This window comes from Limnohabitans sp. TEGF002 (genome assembly GCF_055395845.1).
This window is the reverse complement of sequence record NZ_AP029224.1, coordinates 2886936-2902996: the sequence shown is the minus strand read 5'-3', so window position 1 is coordinate 2902996 and position 16061 is coordinate 2886936. Positions and strand designations below refer to the sequence as shown.

The 16061-nt window shown below is 59.9% G+C and carries 15 protein-coding genes; 8 read left to right on the top strand and 7 right to left on the bottom strand.

Translation table 11 applies throughout. The features are described 5' to 3' along the window. The first annotated feature begins 64 nt into the window (after nt 1-64). Nucleotides 65-892 carry a lysophospholipid acyltransferase family protein gene (locus ACZ5SR_RS14570; RefSeq protein WP_464449348.1) on the top strand — a complete coding sequence of 276 codons (828 nt, stop codon included), beginning with the start codon at nt 65-67 and terminating at the stop codon, nt 890-892. A gap of 16 nt (nt 893-908) precedes the next feature. Next, a complete protein-coding gene (locus tag ACZ5SR_RS14565) occupies nt 909-1775 on the top strand; it encodes an LpxL/LpxP family acyltransferase (RefSeq protein WP_464449347.1) in 867 nt (288 codons plus the stop codon). Here ACZ5SR_RS14565 and ACZ5SR_RS14560 read toward each other — a convergent pair. After that, nucleotides 1769-2746, bottom strand: a complete 978-nt coding sequence (locus ACZ5SR_RS14560) for an alpha/beta fold hydrolase (protein ID WP_464449346.1) — start codon at nt 2744-2746, stop codon at nt 1769-1771. The genes ACZ5SR_RS14565 and ACZ5SR_RS14560 overlap by 7 nt on opposite strands. Before the next feature lie 52 nt (nt 2747-2798). Continuing rightward, nucleotides 2799-3470, bottom strand: coding sequence for a ribosome biogenesis GTP-binding protein YihA/YsxC (gene yihA / locus ACZ5SR_RS14555; RefSeq protein WP_464451061.1), 672 nt, complete (start codon nt 3468-3470; stop codon nt 2799-2801). A 195-nt stretch (nt 3471-3665) separates the two neighbouring features. Between yihA and ACZ5SR_RS14550 the strand changes: the two genes are divergently transcribed. The 3 genes from ACZ5SR_RS14550 to ccsB all read left to right on the top strand — a co-directional run bounded on the left by ACZ5SR_RS14550 (nt 3666) and on the right by ccsB (nt 7929). Next, a complete protein-coding gene (locus tag ACZ5SR_RS14550; protein WP_464449345.1) occupies nt 3666-4298 on the top strand; it encodes a c-type cytochrome in 633 nt (210 codons plus the stop codon). A 197-nt stretch (nt 4299-4495) separates the two neighbouring features. Continuing rightward, nucleotides 4496-6622 (top strand): cytochrome c biogenesis protein ResB, encoded by a 2127-nt coding sequence (locus ACZ5SR_RS14545; protein WP_464449344.1) that lies wholly within the window; start codon nt 4496-4498, stop codon nt 6620-6622. Then, nucleotides 6619-7929: a c-type cytochrome biogenesis protein CcsB gene (gene ccsB / locus ACZ5SR_RS14540; RefSeq protein WP_464449343.1), complete on the top strand. Its 1311-nt coding sequence runs from the start codon at nt 6619-6621 to the stop codon at nt 7927-7929. Before ACZ5SR_RS14545 ends, ccsB begins: the two co-directional genes overlap by 4 nt. A 27-nt stretch (nt 7930-7956) precedes the next feature. Here the strand turns inward: ccsB and ACZ5SR_RS14535 are convergent, their stop codons facing one another. Together ACZ5SR_RS14535 and ACZ5SR_RS14530 are read right to left on the bottom strand one after the other, a co-directional pair. Beyond that, nucleotides 7957-8337 (bottom strand): response regulator transcription factor, encoded by a 381-nt coding sequence (locus ACZ5SR_RS14535; RefSeq protein ID WP_464449342.1) that lies wholly within the window; start codon nt 8335-8337, stop codon nt 7957-7959. A gap of 99 nt (nt 8338-8436) precedes the next feature. Further along, nucleotides 8437-9930 (bottom strand): ATP-binding protein, encoded by a 1494-nt coding sequence (locus tag ACZ5SR_RS14530; RefSeq protein ID WP_464449341.1) that lies wholly within the window; start codon nt 9928-9930, stop codon nt 8437-8439. Nucleotides 9931-10027: 97 nt separating this feature from the next. Between ACZ5SR_RS14530 and msrP the strand changes: the two genes are divergently transcribed. Both msrP and ACZ5SR_RS14520 read left to right on the top strand, forming a co-directional pair. Next, entirely contained in the window at nt 10028-11023 is a 996-nt protein-coding gene (gene msrP / locus ACZ5SR_RS14525; RefSeq protein WP_464449340.1) for a protein-methionine-sulfoxide reductase catalytic subunit MsrP, read from the top strand. Nucleotides 11024-11051: 28 nt separating this feature from the next. Further along, a complete protein-coding gene (locus ACZ5SR_RS14520) occupies nt 11052-11651 on the top strand; it encodes a protein-methionine-sulfoxide reductase heme-binding subunit MsrQ (protein WP_464449339.1) in 600 nt (199 codons plus the stop codon). A 46-nt stretch (nt 11652-11697) separates the two neighbouring features. On the opposite strand, the gene lysA is transcribed toward ACZ5SR_RS14520, so the two are convergent. Continuing rightward, nucleotides 11698-12984, bottom strand: coding sequence for a diaminopimelate decarboxylase (gene lysA / locus ACZ5SR_RS14515; protein WP_464449338.1), 1287 nt, complete (start codon nt 12982-12984; stop codon nt 11698-11700). Further along, entirely contained in the window at nt 12981-13274 is a 294-nt protein-coding gene (gene lptM, locus ACZ5SR_RS14510; RefSeq protein WP_464449337.1) for an LPS translocon maturation chaperone LptM, read from the bottom strand. The genes lysA and lptM overlap by 4 nt, the downstream gene beginning before the upstream one ends. Nucleotides 13275-13286: 12 nt before the next feature. Between lptM and cyaY the strand changes: the two genes are divergently transcribed. Continuing rightward, nucleotides 13287-13616 carry an iron donor protein CyaY gene (gene cyaY, locus ACZ5SR_RS14505; protein WP_464449336.1) on the top strand — a complete coding sequence of 110 codons (330 nt, stop codon included), beginning with the start codon at nt 13287-13289 and terminating at the stop codon, nt 13614-13616. A gap of 52 nt (nt 13617-13668) precedes the next feature. Here the strand turns inward: cyaY and ACZ5SR_RS14500 are convergent, their stop codons facing one another. Further along, nucleotides 13669-16056 carry a penicillin-binding protein 1A gene (locus tag ACZ5SR_RS14500; protein ID WP_464449335.1) on the bottom strand — a complete coding sequence of 796 codons (2388 nt, stop codon included), beginning with the start codon at nt 16054-16056 and terminating at the stop codon, nt 13669-13671. Between the last annotated feature and the right edge of the window lie 5 nt (nt 16057-16061).

The following is a 16061-nucleotide window of genomic DNA, read 5'->3' as shown; positions in this document are numbered from 1 at the left end:
TGAACCGGTAGTGCGCCGGACCAAAAACAGGTAGTGCCCCGGTTCAAGGCAAAATCACTCCCCTATGCTGCGTTGGTTTCGTTTTTTTGCTCTTTGGCCTTTGTGGGCCCTGCACCTGCTGGGCAGCGTGGGGGGCTGGCTGGCCTGGTGTTTTTCAGGTCGCTACAGAAGCCGGTTTTTGCACAATTCACGCCAAGCCGGCTTGGGCTGGGGCCGGGTGTGGCGCGCGGTGGGGCAGGCTGGACGCATGTCGGCCGAGTTGCCCCGTCTGTGGCTGGGCCGCACGCCCGCACTGACGTGGGCCGACGACCGCGCCGCTGTCGAGGCCTATGCCAGCGGCCAAGGGGTTCTGTTTTTGACCCCGCACATGGGTTGTTTTGAAATCACGGCCCAAGCGCTGGCGTTGCGCTTTTCGGCTGCACACGGTCCTTTGACGGTGCTGTACCGCCCCGCCCGGCATGCGGGTTTGGGCGAGGTCATGACTCTGGCGCGACAGCGACCCGGTTTGGAGGCCGTGCCCACAACCTTGGCCGGTGTGCGGCAAATGATCAAAGCCCTGCGTTCAGGGCGCGCCGTGGGTTTGTTGCCCGATCAGGTGCCGCCCGAGGGCATGGGGCAGTGGGCACCGTTTTTTGGCCAACCCGCCTACACCATGACCTTGGCGGCGCGTTTGGCCTTGCAAACCAGCGCCCAGGTGGTTCTGATTTGGGGTGAGCGCTTGCCTTGGGGGCACGGTTACCGTCTGCACACCCAGGCGCTGGGGCACCCCTTGTCCCATGATTTGGACACCGCTGTGGTGCAGATCAACCAGGCCATGGAGGCACTGATCTTGCAGTGCCCATCGCAATACATTTGGGGCTACGCCCGTTACAAAACGCCCCGTCAGGCCTGAGCGAACCCGAAGAACCATGGTGAATTTTCTGATCGCTGTTTTGCGCCTGTTTGCGCGCTTGCCTCTGTCCTGGGTAAGGGCCGCGGGCCATGGCTTGGGGTGGTTGCTGTGGCATCTGGCACGCAAGCGCCGCCGAATTGTGCAGGTCAATTTGTGCCAGTGCTTGCCGGAGTTGTCTGCGCCCGAGCGTGAGGCCCTGGCCTACCGTCACTTTGTGGCCTTCGGGCAGTCGGTGATGGACCGTTCCTGGCTTTGGCATGCGCCCGAGGCGCTGGTGCGTCAACGCCTGCGTTGGGTGGGCGACTTACAGGCTTTGCAGCAACCGGGGCCATTGGTGATGTTTGCGCCGCATTTTGTGGGCTTGGATGCGGGCGGCATGGCGGTGTCCTTCGATGTTCCTGGGCCTGTGGCCTTCATCTTTGTGGGCCAGTCGCGCCCTGCCGTTGAGGCCTGGGTGCGCCAGGGGCGCGAGCGTTCGGGCAATGTGCGGCCGTATTTCCGGCGTCAGGGCATGCGCCAGATTTTGGCGGGCATCAAAAAAGGCGAGCCCTTGCACCTCTCGCCCGACATGGATTTTGGGCGCGAGGAGTCGATCTTTGTGCCTTTCTTGGGGGTTGAAAAAGCAGCCACCCTGACGTCGCTGTCGCGCTTGTCGCGGGTGGCCGGGGCGCGGGTCGTGCCCGTGGTGACACGCATGACTGCTGCGGGTTACGACATCGAGGTACATGCTGCGCTGCAAGACTTCCCCACTGTCGACTTGGTCAACGACACGACCCGCATGAACCGCCTTCTGGGCGAGTGGGTGCGCACCATGCCCGAGCAGTATTACTGGGTGCACAAGCGCTTCAAGACCCGGCCCGAGGGCGAGCCACCTTTTTATTGAGGCGGCCGACGGGTCTGCAGCTGCAGAAAGTCTGCGATTTCGGTGATGACCCGCTCGGGGTGCTCATGCACCACCCAGTGCGTGGCCTGTTCAATCGGCACCAGTTTCAGATCGGGGATGTGCGCGTCCAGTCCTTCGGTCAGGCAGGGCAGCAAGGCCACATCGTCTTGAGCCCAGAGCACCAGTGTGGGCACTTCGATGCGCAGCGCCTCGGGCGGGATCTGCACAGCGCTGGCACCCGGGTCGATGGCGGTGGCTGGACGCAGGGGCGAAGCGCGGTAGTAGTTCAGGCCGCCTTGCAGACCATGCTGCCAAACTTCGCGGTATTGTGCTTTCACAGCAGGTGTGAGCCAGTGCGCAGGGGTGTTTGCTGCTTGCGCGGTGAGCGATTGCAGCGAGGAGTCCTGGCCCGTCAAAAAGCCGAACAGGCGCTCAAAGTCATTGGCCGCCAAATGCGCCGCCGCATCGGGCTGCACCAAGAAGTTCATGTAAGCGCTGGCCGCTTGCTGCGCAGGGTCCAGTTGCAAGGCCCGCAGGAAAGGGCCGGGGTGGGGCGAGTTGACGATGACCAGCTGGCGCAGGCGTTCGGGGTACTGGTTGGCCAAGCTCCAGGCCACCGCGCCGCCCCAGTCGTGGGCGATCAAGGCAGCCAAGGGTTGACCGGTGCCACATTCGCTGCCGATCAGGGCCACGATGTCCTGCACCAAGTACTTGGCGCGGTAGGCCTTCACGTCTTCGGGGGCGCTGGAGCGTTCAAAGCCACGCAAGTTGGGGGCGACACATCGGTAGCCGCCGTTTTCGGGCCGGGAAAAATGCAGCAGCAAAGGGTCCCACACCCAGGCCCCTTCCGGAAAGCCATGCAAAAACAGCAGCACGGGTCGGCCTAGCTCACCGCAGGCGCGGCAGCTCAGGCTGATGCCGTGGGGCAGCGCTTGCTGCCAAGTCTGAATACGGTTTGGGCGTGTGGGCACGAGGGATCACTCATTTGGGGGACGGTGATCCGGCGCTGTCAGCGGCTGGGTTTCACTCGTCCAGGGCTTCGGGTTCTTCTTCAGGCGACTCAGTGGGCACCGGGGCGGGGGCTGCGCCTTCGGGGGGGTGCGTCCAGTCCCACAGCAGCTTTGCCACCTCGTCCACGCCTTGCTTTTTCAGGGCCGAGAACAGTTTCACCTCGCCGCCACCGGCTTGCAGTCGCGCAATCGACAGGGCTTTGGCCTGCTCGGCGCGGGTGAGCTTGTCGGCCTTGGTCAGGATGATCAAAAACTTCAGGCCTTCTTCGACCCGGGGTCGGATCACTTCGAGCAGGATGTCATCGAGCTCGGTCAGGCCGTGGCGCGGGTCGCACATCATGACGATGCCCTTGAGGTTTTCGCGGCTGACCAGGTAATTGGCCATGACCTGCTGCCAGCGCAGTTTGTCCATCTTGGCCACGGCGGCGTAGCCGTAGCCGGGCAAGTCGGCCAGCACGGCGTCGGTGATGCCTTGTTTGCCCAGGGCAAACAGGTTGATGTGCTGGGTGCGGCCAGGCTTTTTAGAAGCAAAAGCGAGCTGCTTTTTCTGCGTCAGGGTGTTGATGCAGGTGGACTTGCCCGCGTTCGATCGACCCACAAAAGCAATTTCGGGGGTGTCCATCGCGGGCAAATGGTGCAGTTGCGCGGCAGTGGTCAAAAAACGGGCGGTGTGCATCCAGCCCATGGGCGTCACAGCTGCAGGGGTATTCGGTGTTTCAGAAACCGCTGCAGCAGTGGCTTTGGGGGTTTTGGCGGCGCTTGCAGGAACGCGAACGTGGGGGCGGGAGCTCATAAATCAGGGATACCTTGGGTCGTCAGGAAACTGACGCGGACCTCATTGTAGAATCCTTGGGTTTTGCGCCAACTCTTGGATCACGCCATGAAGTCGATTTCCTCTCTCTTGATCACTGCTCTGTCGGCCGCTTTTGTGGCCGGCTCCGCCCTGGCTGCCGGCCCTGCGCCGCAAGCCGCCAAACCCGACCTGGCCAAAGGCGAGGCCATTTACACAGCCGCCTGTGTGGCTTGCCACGCCGCTGATGGCAATTCGGGCACCCCCGTCAATCCCAAGCTGGCCCAGCAACACCCCGAGTACCTGCTCAAACAATTGCAAGAATTCAAATCGGGCAAACGCGCCAACGCCGTGATGAGCGGCATGGTGGCAGGCCTGAGCAACGAAGACATGCGCAACATCAGCTACTGGCTCGCTTCCAACCAGGCCAAGCCCGGTTTTGCCAAAGAAAAAGACACTGTGGCTTGGGGCGAGCGCATCTACCGCGGTGGCATTCCTGACCGCCAGATCGCTGCTTGCGCCAGCTGCCATTCGCCCAACGGTGCGGGCATGCCTTCGCAGTACCCCCGTTTGTCGGGTCAGCACGCCGACTACACCGCTGCCCAGTTGACCCAGTTCCGTGAAGGCGTTCGCAAGAACAACCTGCAAATGACGCAGGTCGCCGCCAAAATGAACGACCGTGAAATCAAGGCCGTTTCAGACTACATCGCTGGTTTGCGCTGAAACTGGGTTGGGCTGCCGTTGGGTGTGCCGGGCTTGACCTGCTGGTTTCAGGGGGATTTAAGCCAAGGCGCATGCCTCTGCGGCACAATTCAGCATCGGCTGATATGACTTGATTCAAGGCCGGTTTTCCCGGCCTTGATTGTTTCTGGCGGGCCATGCCCCGCCTTTTCTTTGTCTGATTCCTTTTTGAACACCTCATGACGACTGTTGCATCCAGCCCTGAATCCGAGCGCAGCTCGCCCCGAGGGCAGGCCGTGATCGAGTTGCTGTCGTCCATGCGCTTTGCCATTTCCCTGCTGACGATCATTTGCATCGCCTCAGTGATCGGCACGGTGCTCAAGCAAAACGAGCCCACCAACAACTACATCAACCAGTTTGGGCCGTTTTGGGCCGAGCTGTTTGCCACCCTCAAGCTCAACACCGTTTACAGCGCTTGGTGGTTCTTGCTGATCTTGGCTTTCCTGGTGGTCAGCACCAGCCTGTGCATTGCCCGCAACACGCCCAAGATCCTGGTGGATCTGAAGAACTACAAAGAAAACATCCGCGAGCAAAGCCTCAAGGCTTTTCACCACAAAGCCGAGGGGCACCTGAACGAAGCGCCCGAAGTCGCGGCCAAACGCCTGGGTGCCCTGCTGGCCACAGGCGGCTGGAAGGTCAAGCTGCAAGAGCGAGACACCCCAGCGGGCAAGGGCTGGATGCTGGCGGCCAAGGCGGGTGCAGCCAACAAGATCGGCTACATCGCTGCGCACTCGGCCATTGTGCTGGTGTGTGTGGGCGGTTTGCTGGATGGCGACCTGGCGGTGCGCGCCCAGATGTGGTTTGGCGGCAAGGAAATTTACAACGGTGGCGGCATGATCGCGGATGTGCCGGCACAACACCGTTTGTCGGAGCGCAACCCGGCCTTTCGCGCCAATTTGCTGGTGGCTGAAAACACGGCTTCGGGCACGGCCATCTTGAACCAGTCCAACGGCATCTTGCTGCAAGACCTGCCCTTCGTCATTGAGCTGAAAAAGTTCATCGTCGAGTACTACTCGACTGGCATGCCCAAGCTGTTTGCCAGCGACATCATCATCCACGACAAGGCCACGGGCGAGAAGCGCGAAGCGCGTGTCGAGGTGAACCACCCGGCGAGCTTCAAGGGCATCAACATTTACCAGTCCAGCTTTGACGACGGTGGCTCCAGCGTCAAGCTCCAAGCCGTCCCCATGGCCGCAGCCACCAAGTCTTTTGAGGTCGAGGGCACCATTGGCGGCAGCACCGACCTGACCAATGGCAACGAAAAAATGAGCCTGGAGTTCACAGGCCTGCGCGTGATCAACGTGGAAAACATGTCCGGTGGCGCAGGCCCCGAGGGCACCGCGGTGGATGTGCGAAAGGTGGATTTGGGCAGTGCCATTGACGAGCGCTTGGGTGCGGGCCACAAGACCACCAAGACCAAAGAATTGCGCAACGTGGGCCCAAGCGTGAGCTACAAGCTGCGCGACGCGGCGGGTCAAGCCCGTGAATACAACAACTACATGCTGCCTGTGGATGCGGGCGATGGTGTGCCGGTGTTTTTGTTGGGCATGCGTGAGACACCCAGTGAGCCTTACCGCTACCTGCGCCCTCCGGCCGATGAAAACGGCGAGTTGACCGGCTTTATCCGCTTGCGCGCAGCGCTGGAAACGCCCGCGTTGCGCGAGCGTGCGGTGCAGCGGTACGCCCGCAAGGCGGTGGACCCGCAGCGTCCCGAGTTGACCCAGCAGCTGGCCGATTCGGCCGAGCGTGCTTTGGGCTTGTTTGCGGGTCAAGAAGAAGTCAAAGGCAAGAAGGTGGCGGGCCTGCAGGCTTTGGCTGATTTTCTGGAAGCCAATGTGCCCGAGACTGAACGCCCGCGCGCAGGCGAAATGTTTGTGCGCATCTTGAACGGCGCTTTGCTGGAGCTGGACACTGTGGCCCGTGAGCAAGCCGCAGCGAAGCCCCTGCCCGCTGACAAAGTGCAGGGCTTCATGTCACAGGCTGTGCTGGCCTTGTCCGATGCGCCGTTTTACCCCGCCCCCATGACGTTTTTGCTCAAGGACTTCAAGCAGGTGCAAGCCAGCGTCTTCCAGGTGGCCAGGGCCCCGGGCCAGTCCATCGTGTACCTGGGTTGTGCCCTTTTGATCCTGGGCATTTTTGCAATGCTGTATGTTCGGGATCGTCGCTTGTGGGTCTGGCTGTCGCCTCAGGGTGATGGCGCCCAAGCGAGCGTGGCCTTGTCGTCCAACCGCAAGACCATGGACGTGGACCGTGAATTTGACCAACTGAGTGCCCGCTTGCTGGGCCGCTCCGAGAAAACACCATGACGACTGTCACTTTGAATCCAGGCTATCTTTCCAGCCGCTCGGCCATCGACTGGGGCTTTGCCCTGCTGGCGCTGTTGGGCACGGTGTTTGCCTTCACCCGTTATCAGCACGCGATGGATGTGTACGAGCAGGCCATCCTGATCTGCAGCTTGCCGGCCGTGATTTGGTTGGCTTGGTTCTGGCGGCCGCTGCGCACATTGATGCTGGTGGTCACGGGCTTGTCGCTGTTGGCCATTTACCTTTATCAGGGTGATCTGGCCCGATCAGAGCAGGTGTTCTTGTTGAAGTATTTCCTGTCCAGCCAGTCGGCCATCCTGTGGATGAGCGTGCTGTTTTTCATCAGTACTGTCTTTTATTGGGCCGGCATATTCATCCGCGGTCAGTCAGACGCGATGGAGTCTTTGGGCTCGCGCATGGCCTGGGTGGCGGTGGGCTTGGCCTTGATCGGCACCTTGGTGCGCTGGTACGAAAGCCACCAGTTGGGCCCGGACATCGGACACATCCCGGTGAGCAACTTGTATGAAGTGTTCATCATGTTTTGCTGGATGACCGCGGCTTTTTACCTGTACTACGAAGCGCAATACAAGACCCGCGCTTTGGGTGCGTTTGTGATGTTGGTGGTCAGCGCGGCGGTGGGCTTTTTGCTCTGGTACACGTTGGTGCGTGAGGCGCATGAAATCCAGCCTCTGGTGCCCGCCCTCAAGAGCTGGTGGATGAAGATCCACGTTCCGGCCAACTTCATTGGTTACGGCACTTTTGCTTTGGCTGCGATGGTCGCCTTTGCCTATCTGATCAAACAACAAGCGACCGAGACCCGTTGGTACAAACTGGCGCCATTGTGGCTGTTGGGCATTGTGTTGTGCTTTGAGCCGGTGGTGTTCCGCCAATCGGCCAACGACCAGACCAGCAGCTACTGGATGGTTTATTTCGGTATCTCCGCCTTCATAGTGGCCGGCATTTTGCTGGGCCGCCGTCGCATCGCCGAGCGACTGCCTTCCTTTGAAATCCTCGACGATGTGATGTATAAATCCATCGCCGTGGGCTTTGCCTTCTTCACCATCGCCACTGTGCTGGGTGCTTTGTGGGCGGCCGAGGCCTGGGGCGGTTACTGGAGCTGGGACCCGAAAGAGACCTGGGCCCTGATCGTGTGGTTGAACTACGCCGCCTGGCTGCACATGCGCCTGATGAAGGGCTTGCGCGGCACCGTGGCGGCTTGGTGGGCGTTGGTGGGCTTGGGCATCACGACCTTTGCCTTCTTGGGCGTGAACATGTTCCTTAGCGGCCTGCACAGCTACGGCACGCTCTGAGTCGAATCGGCCAGGCACCTGCCCGGTTCAGTGGGGCGGGGCCTCGCTCAGCACTTCGTCGATCACGGCGAGCATGTCCCGTGTGTTGAAGGGTTTCCACAGGAAGTGCACTGCACCTGAGTTGCTCGCTGCTTGCGTTTCGTGGGGTTGGCTCTCGCCGCTCATGAAGATGACCGGAATGTCGTTACCGGTGGCTTTCATGTGGGCATGCAGCTCCAGACCACTCATGCCGGGCATGCGCACATCCAGCAGCATCACATGGGGCCACTGGGTGGCGGGTGCCTTCAAATAAGCAGCGCCACTGTCGTGCACATGCACGGTGTAGCCGTGCGATTGCAAGACCAAGGCCAGCATCTTTCGTATGTCGGCATTGTCATCGACCACATGGACCAAACCTGGCTTGCTCATTTGGAGTCATAAAAACTGTAAAAATTGATTTTACAGTTCATCATGGCGCGACCCACATGCTGCTGGCAGAGCCGCGTCGCATCCCCATCAGGCAGGGTTTCAGGTCGAAGCGCTGGCGGTTTCAGCTGGCAGCATCCACAGCTGCAAAACCGCGCCTGACGTGTCGTTTGACGACAGGTTTTGCATCACCGTGTGGCCGCCCCAAAGTCGGAGCATGCTTTGGGTCAACAACAGGCTCAGGCCCGAGCCTTGCGCTTTGCTCGAAACCACGGGCCCGTTCATTTGCTGGAAAAGCGCGGCAGGCAATCCGGGGCCGTTGTCCTGGATTTGCAGGATCACCCAATCACGACCTTCCTGATGGCGCTCCAAAAGTTCGATCTGGATGGCAGGTGCTGGGGAAGAAGCGTTTTTCTGACTGCTCAAGGCGTCCATGGCGTTGGCGGCCAGGTTGAACACAATCCGTTGCAGCATCACTTCGTTGGCTTGGACCTGCCTTAAGTGCGTTGACTGGGTTAAAAAACGGATGCCTATACCGCGTTGAGCTGCTTCGCCTTGCAGGATAGGGAAAACCGCTTGGATGGCCTGCTGCAAGTCGACGGATTCCATCTGATCTTGCCCCCGGATCATCAACCGTCGCAAGCTGCTGACCATCTCACTGGCTTTGCCCGACAGCACCATCAGCTCATCGATACGCACCTGCAGCTGGGGTTGGTTTTGTACCGTTTTGACTTGGCTTTGCAGGTCGTACAGTCCCAGCTCCAAGGCCTGCAGGGGCTGGCTGATGTCGTGCACCAGCATCGCCGAGAACGACGACAGGCTGCTCAGCGCAGACACCCGGGCGTTGAGCATCAGCAACTGGTCACGTTCCTTGACCAAAGCGCGCATCGCTTCGCTTTCTGCCTGGGCTTGAAGCTGGCCTTCCTGCGCTGTTGTTTTCTCTTGGTTGGAGCGTTCAAGGACAAATCCCCAATAGCCGAAACAGATCAAGACCATGGCCAGAATGGAAGACAAGGTCACGACATTGCTGACCCATGAAAAGGAAAAAATGTTCAGGTAGTCGATGTCGCGCGTCATTCCGTATTGGTACAGACGGTTGAGATAAGAGCCGGCGTAGATCGCAAAGGCCAGCTGTACCATCATCAAACCGCGGCTTTTGGTCATGCGTCGGAGTTGCCAGACTCGCCATGACAGGACCATGTTCAGGCCGATGAATGTGGCCGAATAAACCAAGATGCCTGTGGTGTTGATGTCACCAAAGAGGTGTAGCCAGACCAGAAAGGCTGTCCATGCAGTCACCAGTGCGGACATCATGGGCCAGCGCCAAGGCGTCAAATGCTGCTCGCGGCGCAGCGCTTCGATCATGATCAGCCAAGACGCAAACACCCCGGTCCATGCCACCAGGTAAGACAGGTATTCGGAGATGTAAGGCCTCAAAGCAATGGAGCAAAGCGACAGGCTGTAGATCGAGATGCTGATGAACCACAGGCGTGTCTTGTCATTGCGGCGGCCAGACAACAGCAACCAGGTGCCCAAAGGCAGGGCAATGTGGATGGCGATCACGACCTGGATCAGAAGGCCTACAGCAGGATGCATCGACGTGTTTCCAAAGTGGCGCAGGCCGTTTGCGCGCGGGTTTTTAAATCAGTACAAAATACCAATTCATATTTTCCGTCATCAGCCAGGGTCAAGCATGATCATCCACACAGACAAGTCCGGTTTTCAGCACGCCGTCGGCAGCGAGATCACCCCTGAATCGGTTTACCAGACGCGGCGCGACATCATTCGCCAGATGGCCACAGGCTCTGCCGGTTTGGCCATGGCCGCTTGGGGCATGCGCGATGCACAAGCTCAAATGGCCCGGCCCGGGCAACTGCCGCCACTGGCCTCGGTGCCCTCCAAACTGGCCGGGGCCATGGTCCTGGACAAACCCACGCCCTACAAAGATGCCACCACTTACAACAATTTCTATGAGTTTGGCACCGACAAGTCTGACCCGGCCAAGCGGGCCCATACCCTCAAGACCGACCCCTGGAGTGTGGAGATCGAGGGCTTGGTCAAGAAACCCGCCCGCGTGAACCTGGAAGACTTGATGAAGTGGGGGGATATGGAAGAGCGCATCTACCGCCTTCGCTGCGTTGAAGGCTGGTCCATGGTGATTCCTTGGGTGGGCTACTCCATGGCCGATCTGATCCGACGCGTGGAGCCTCTGCCAGGCGCCAAGTTTGTGGAGTTCGTGACCCAGGCCGATCCCAAGACCATGCCGGGTCTGCGGGGTGGGGCTTTGGATTGGCCCTATGTCGAGGCCTTGCGTCTCGACGAAGCCATGCACCCCTTGACCCTGTTGGCCTTTGGCATGTACGGCGAGGTCATGCCCAAGCAAAACGGTGCGCCCCTGCGTTTGGTGGTCCCATGGAAATACGGTTTCAAGAGCGGCAAAAGCCTGGTCAAAATCCGCTTCACCGACAAGCAGCCTGTGTCGTCATGGGAAAAAGCCGCACCTCAAGAGTACGGCTTTTATTCCAACGTGAACCCGACGGTGGACCATCCGCGCTGGAGTCAGGCCACTGAGCGGCGCATTGGCGAAGACGGTTTACTGGCCAAGAAGCGCAAGACGCTCATGTTCAACGGCTACGAGGCGCAGGTGGGTCAGCTCTACGCCGGCATGGACCTGAAAAAGTTCTTCTGATGCCGCTGCGGGCCATCTTTTTAAGGGCATGAGGGCGGCGCTGCGTCATCCCGCCGCTTGGTGGGCTTTGTTGGTGCTCGGCTGCCTGCCTTGGGCCTGGTTGCTGGCGCAAACCCTGCAGGACCAGCTGGGCCCCAACCCTGCCGAAGCCCTGATCCGCGCCACAGGCGACTGGACGCTGCGCAGCCTGTGCGTGGTGTTGGCCGTGACCCCTTTGCGCATTGGGCTGGGCTGGCCAGAGTTGCTGCGGTTTCGGCGCATGTTGGGCTTGCTGGTGTTTGGCTACGCCAGCCTGCACCTGCTGTGCTACGCCTGGTTTGACATGGGCTTTGACTTGGCCGATACGCTGCAAGACCTCTTCAAACGCCCCTTCATCTGGTTGGGTTTCAGTGCATTTGTGATCTTGTTGGCGCTGGCCGCCACGTCTTTCAACCGGGCCGTGCGATGGCTGGGCGGCAGGCGTTGGCAGTTGCTGCACCGTGGTGTTTATGGGGTGGCTGTGCTCGCCTTGCTGCACTTTTGGTGGATGCGGGCAGGCAAACAGGACTTTGCGGAGGTCCTGGTCTATGCGGGCATCTTGGCGGGTTTGCTGGGCTGGCGCTGGCTGCGTTCAGCACGGCGGCCCTGAGCGGGCAATCAGACGCTGTGCAGCCGGTTCAGGCTGCCAGCGCTTTTCAAACCAACTGTTCCAGCGCGAAGGTGTCGAACGCCGATTCGCGCTGGCGGATCAGGTGGGCTTGGGTGCCATCGACCAAGATTTCGGCGGCGCGCCCTCGGGTGTTGTAGTTGCTGGCCATGCTCATGCAGTAAGCGCCCGCCGATAGCACGGCCAGTGTGTCACCGGATGCTACTTGCAGCTGGCGGTCGCGGCCGATCCAATCGCCGCTCTCGCACACTGGGCCCACCACGTCATACACCTCACCCTCACCTGAACGTGGCGAAACCGGCACGATCTGGTGGAAGGCCTGGTACATAGCCGGGCGGGGCAGGTCGTTCATGGCCGCGTCCACGATGCAAAAATTCTTTTGCTCACCAGGCTTGAGGTACAGCACCTCGGTCAGGCACACGCCCGCATTGCCAACCAGCGAGCGACCCGGCTCGATCATGATTTGACGTTGGCCGTAACCGCGTGCATCGAGCTTGGCCAGCAGCTGTGCCCACAGCGCATCGGCCTCGGGCGGGGTATCGCCGTTGTAATTGATGCCCAAACCGCCACCAAAATCGATGTGGTGAATCGGGATGCCTGCCGCCTCGATCTCGCCCACCAGGTCCAGCACGCGGTCCATGGCGTCCAAATATGGGGTGGTTTCGGTGATCTGCGAGCCGATGTGGCAGTCGATGCCCACCACTTTCAGGCCGGGCAGGCTGGCCGCATGGCGGTAAGCGCGCAGGCTGTCTTCATGGGCGATGCCGAATTTGTTGCCCTTCAGCCCGGTGGAGATGTACGGATGGGTCTTGGCGTCCACGTTGGGGTTCACACGCAAACTGACCGGCGCTTGTTTGCCCAAGCCTACGGCCACTTCGCTCAGCACGTCCAATTCGGCTTCACTTTCCACGTTGAAGCAGCCGATGCCCACTTGCAGGGCTTGTTTCATCTCTGCGCGGGTTTTGCCAACGCCCGAAAAAATCACCTTGGCCGGGTCAGCGCCTGCGGCCAACACACGGGCCAGCTCGCCCCCGGAGACGGTGTCAAAGCCGCAACCGGCATCGGCAAAGACCTGCAGCACCGCCAGGGTCGAGTTGGCTTTCATGGCGTAGCAAATTTGGGCCTTGCGACCCGCAAAGCCGCGCTGGTAGGCGGCCAGGGCCGAGAGCATGGCGGCTTTGGAGTAAACAAACAGGGGCGTACCGTGTTCGCTGGCCAAGTCAGACAAGCGCACGCCTTCCACCATGAGTTGATCACCCTGGTAGGCGATGTGGGGTTGGCCTGGCAGGCCTTGGGGTGTGGCAATGGCGTTCATCTTGGGGCGGCAGAGGGTGCTGCGGGTGTATTCAGGGGGGCTGTGGCGGGTGTGCCAGAAGGGGCAACAGTTGGCACCGTGGTTTCGGTCTTGGCGTTCTTGGCCGCAGAGGACGTTGCTGGTTCGTTCTGGACGCGCCATGGGCTCAAGGTTTGCGGCAGGGTGGCCCTGCCAGCAGACTCGGGCGTGTTCGGTGAGTACAGTGGGCCTTTTTGGCCGCACGCCGTTAACATCGCCGCACCGCCGACAAGGGCATGCGCCGTGACTAGAATCTTTAAGACCTTCAACATGCACCGATTGTAATGACCGACATTGAATTTCTGGACCAAGCTGAACGCCTGCTGGCGGGCGTAGAGATCAGCTGTGACCGTTTGAACGACGACACCGACGCCGACATCGACAACCAGCGCACCGGCGGTATGGTCACGCTCACCTTTCCCAACCGCAGTCAGATCGTGATCAACCTGCAAAAGCCCTTGCACGAGGTGTGGTTGGCGGCGCGGTGTGGCGGCTTTCATTACAAGTTTGACGGTTCGCACTGGATGGACACCAAGGGGCAGGGTGAGTTCTGGGAAAGCCTGTCGCGCTATGCGTCAGAACAGGCTGGGCAAAACCTGTCGTTCAAGCCCTGAAAGTCAAACCTCGGTACTGGTTACACGGTGGCCGAGGTGGTGAGCTGGCGATTTAATTTCGGAACAAATCCAGAATCCGGTTGCGTTCTTCGCCCGGTGGCGATGCGTTGGGGGTTTTGTCCGCCCCATTCGTGCCTGTGCCCAAGGTGCTGATCCCGCCACCACGAGCGTACTCTTCGTACATCCAGTCACCGCCCACATTCACCAAACCTTCGGGCACGGGCGGCTCCGAGACCGGAATCCCGCGCAAAGCGGTTTCCATGAAGCTGATCCAAACGGGCAAACTCAGGCCCCCGCCAGTTTCTCGATCACCCAATTTGCGCGGCGTGTCGTAGCCGATCCAGACCACTGCCGCCAAGCTGGGCTGGTAGCCTGCAAACCACGCGTCCATGGCATCGTTGGTGGTGCCCGTTTTGCCGTAGATGTCGGGTCGACGCAAAGTGCCCTGAGCGCGAGCTGCGGTGCCCGAGCGCGTGACCTCTTGCAGCAAACTGGTCATGACAAAGGCATTGCGAGGCGGGATGGCTGAGGTTTCACCCATTTGCGCCACGGCGGGGCTGTCCACCAGCACGCGGTCTTTGTAGTCCGAGATGCGCGTGATCAGGTGAGGCTGAACTTTGTAACCGCCGTTGGCAAATACCGCGTAGCCTGTGGCCATCTGCATGGGGGTGACCGACCCCGCGCCCAGCGCCATCGTCAAAAAGGCCGGGTGTTTGTCTTCGTCAAAACCAAAGCGGGTGACCCATTCTTGAGCGGGGCGAGGTCCAACCGCTTGCAACACGCGAATCGACACCATGTTCTTGGACTTCGCCAGACCCGTGCGCAAGCTCATGGGGCCGTCGAACTTGCCGTCGTAGTTTTTGGGTTCCCAAGGCTGACCGCCCGTGACGGCACTGTCAAAAAACAAAGGTGAATCGTTGACCACGGTGGCGGGTGTGAAGCCTTTTTCAAGTGCGGCGGAATAAATAAAGGGTTTGAAGCTGGAGCCTGGCTGTCGCCAAGCCTGCGTCACATGGTTGAATTTGTTTTTGGCAAAGTCAAAACCACCCACCAAGGCCCGGATGGCACCCGTTTGGGGTGTGATGGCCACCAAAGCGCCTTCCACTTCGGGCAACTGCGTGATTTCCCAAATCCCTTTGGGGGTTTGGGTGATGCGGATCAGGGCGCCTTTTCGCACTTGTTTGGCGGGTGGCGTTTTGTCGGACAGGCCTGATTGCGCAGGTTTGAGACCATCGCCCGAGATGGAGATTTGTTCGCCGTTTTGGCGAATCGCCACCACTTGGCGCGGCGATGCTTCCAACACCACGGCCGACAGCACATCGCCGTTGTCAGGGTGCTCTTCGAGCGCATCGTCGATGGCATCTTCCATCTTTTTGGGGTCTGCGGGCAGGTCGATGAACTTCTCGGGGCCACGGTAAATCTGGCGGCGCTCGAAATCCATGATGCCCTGGCGCAAGGCCTTGTAGGCGGCCATCTGTTCGGTCGATTGCACGGTGGTGTAAACGTTCAGGCCACGCGTGTAGGTCTCCTGGCCATATTGGGCAAAGACCATTTGCCGCACGGTTTCAGCCACATATTCGGCGTGCAGAATTTTTTTGTCAGAGGCCGACCGCAATTTGAGGGGCTCGGCTTTGGCCGCTTTGGCTTGTGCCGCCGTGATGTACTTGTTGTCTTCCATCCGCTCGATGATGTAGAGCTGGCGGGAGCGTGCACGTTTGGGGTTGCTGATCGGGTTGTAGGCAGAGGGCGCTTTGGGGAGCCCCGCCAACATGGCCGCTTCGGCAACGCTGATCTCTTTGAGCGGCTTGCCGAAATAAGTCTCTGCTGCTGAAGCAAAACCGTAAGCTCGGTTGCCCAGAAAAATCTGGTTCATGTAGATCTCAAGAATCTGGTCCTTGGTCAACAGGTGTTCGAGCTTGTAGGTCAGCAGGATTTCATAAATCTTGCGGGTGTAGGTTTTCTCGGAAGACAGGTACACGTTGCGTGCGACCTGCATGGTGATGGTCGAGGCCCCTTGGCTTTTCATGCGGCCAACGTTGGCAATGCCGGCACGCAAGATGCCCAGATAGTCCACGCCGCCGTGCTGGTAAAAGCGGTTGTCTTCGATGGACAACACCGCATCTTTCATGACTTGGGGAATGTCTTGAATGGGCGTGAGGTTTCGCCGCTCTTCCCCAAATTCACCCATCAACTGTCCGTCTTCGGTGAAGACACGCAGTGGCAACTTGGGTTTGTAATCGGCCAGGTCAGAAATGTCAGGCAGGTTGGGGTAGGCGATGACCATGGCCACACCCACCACCAGCAGGATGGACGCCAATCCAGCAGCAATCAGGCCAATGGCCCAAGCGGCCAATTTCAAAGCCCATGACAGGAGAGGGGAGCCTGTGGCCTGCTCTGGGGCGCTTTGTTTTTCTGCTGAGGCGGTGTCTTTGGAGGGCATAAGTG

Coding starts and splice junctions, on each gene's coding strand:
- ACZ5SR_RS14570 (WP_464449348.1), top strand. CDS start 65: ATGCTGCGTTGGTTTCGTTTTTTTGCTCTTTGGCCTTTGTGGGCCCTG.
- ACZ5SR_RS14565 (WP_464449347.1), top strand. CDS start 909: ATGGTGAATTTTCTGATCGCTGTTTTGCGCCTGTTTGCGCGCTTGCCT.
- yihA (WP_464451061.1), bottom strand. CDS start 3,470: ATGGGCTGGATGCACACCGCCCGTTTTTTGACCACTGCCGCGCAACTG.
- ACZ5SR_RS14550 (WP_464449345.1), top strand. CDS start 3,666: ATGAAGTCGATTTCCTCTCTCTTGATCACTGCTCTGTCGGCCGCTTTT.
- ACZ5SR_RS14545 (WP_464449344.1), top strand. CDS start 4,496: ATGACGACTGTTGCATCCAGCCCTGAATCCGAGCGCAGCTCGCCCCGA.
- ccsB (WP_464449343.1), top strand. CDS start 6,619: ATGACGACTGTCACTTTGAATCCAGGCTATCTTTCCAGCCGCTCGGCC.
- ACZ5SR_RS14535 (WP_464449342.1), bottom strand. CDS start 8,337: ATGAGCAAGCCAGGTTTGGTCCATGTGGTCGATGACAATGCCGACATA.
- ACZ5SR_RS14530 (WP_464449341.1), bottom strand. CDS start 9,930: ATGCATCCTGCTGTAGGCCTTCTGATCCAGGTCGTGATCGCCATCCAC.
- msrP (WP_464449340.1), top strand. CDS start 10,028: ATGATCATCCACACAGACAAGTCCGGTTTTCAGCACGCCGTCGGCAGC.
- ACZ5SR_RS14520 (WP_464449339.1), top strand. CDS start 11,052: ATGAGGGCGGCGCTGCGTCATCCCGCCGCTTGGTGGGCTTTGTTGGTG.
- lysA (WP_464449338.1), bottom strand. CDS start 12,984: ATGAACGCCATTGCCACACCCCAAGGCCTGCCAGGCCAACCCCACATC.
- lptM (WP_464449337.1), bottom strand. CDS start 13,274: ATGTTGAAGGTCTTAAAGATTCTAGTCACGGCGCATGCCCTTGTCGGC.
- cyaY (WP_464449336.1), top strand. CDS start 13,287: ATGACCGACATTGAATTTCTGGACCAAGCTGAACGCCTGCTGGCGGGC.
- ACZ5SR_RS14500 (WP_464449335.1), bottom strand. CDS start 16,056: ATGCCCTCCAAAGACACCGCCTCAGCAGAAAAACAAAGCGCCCCAGAG.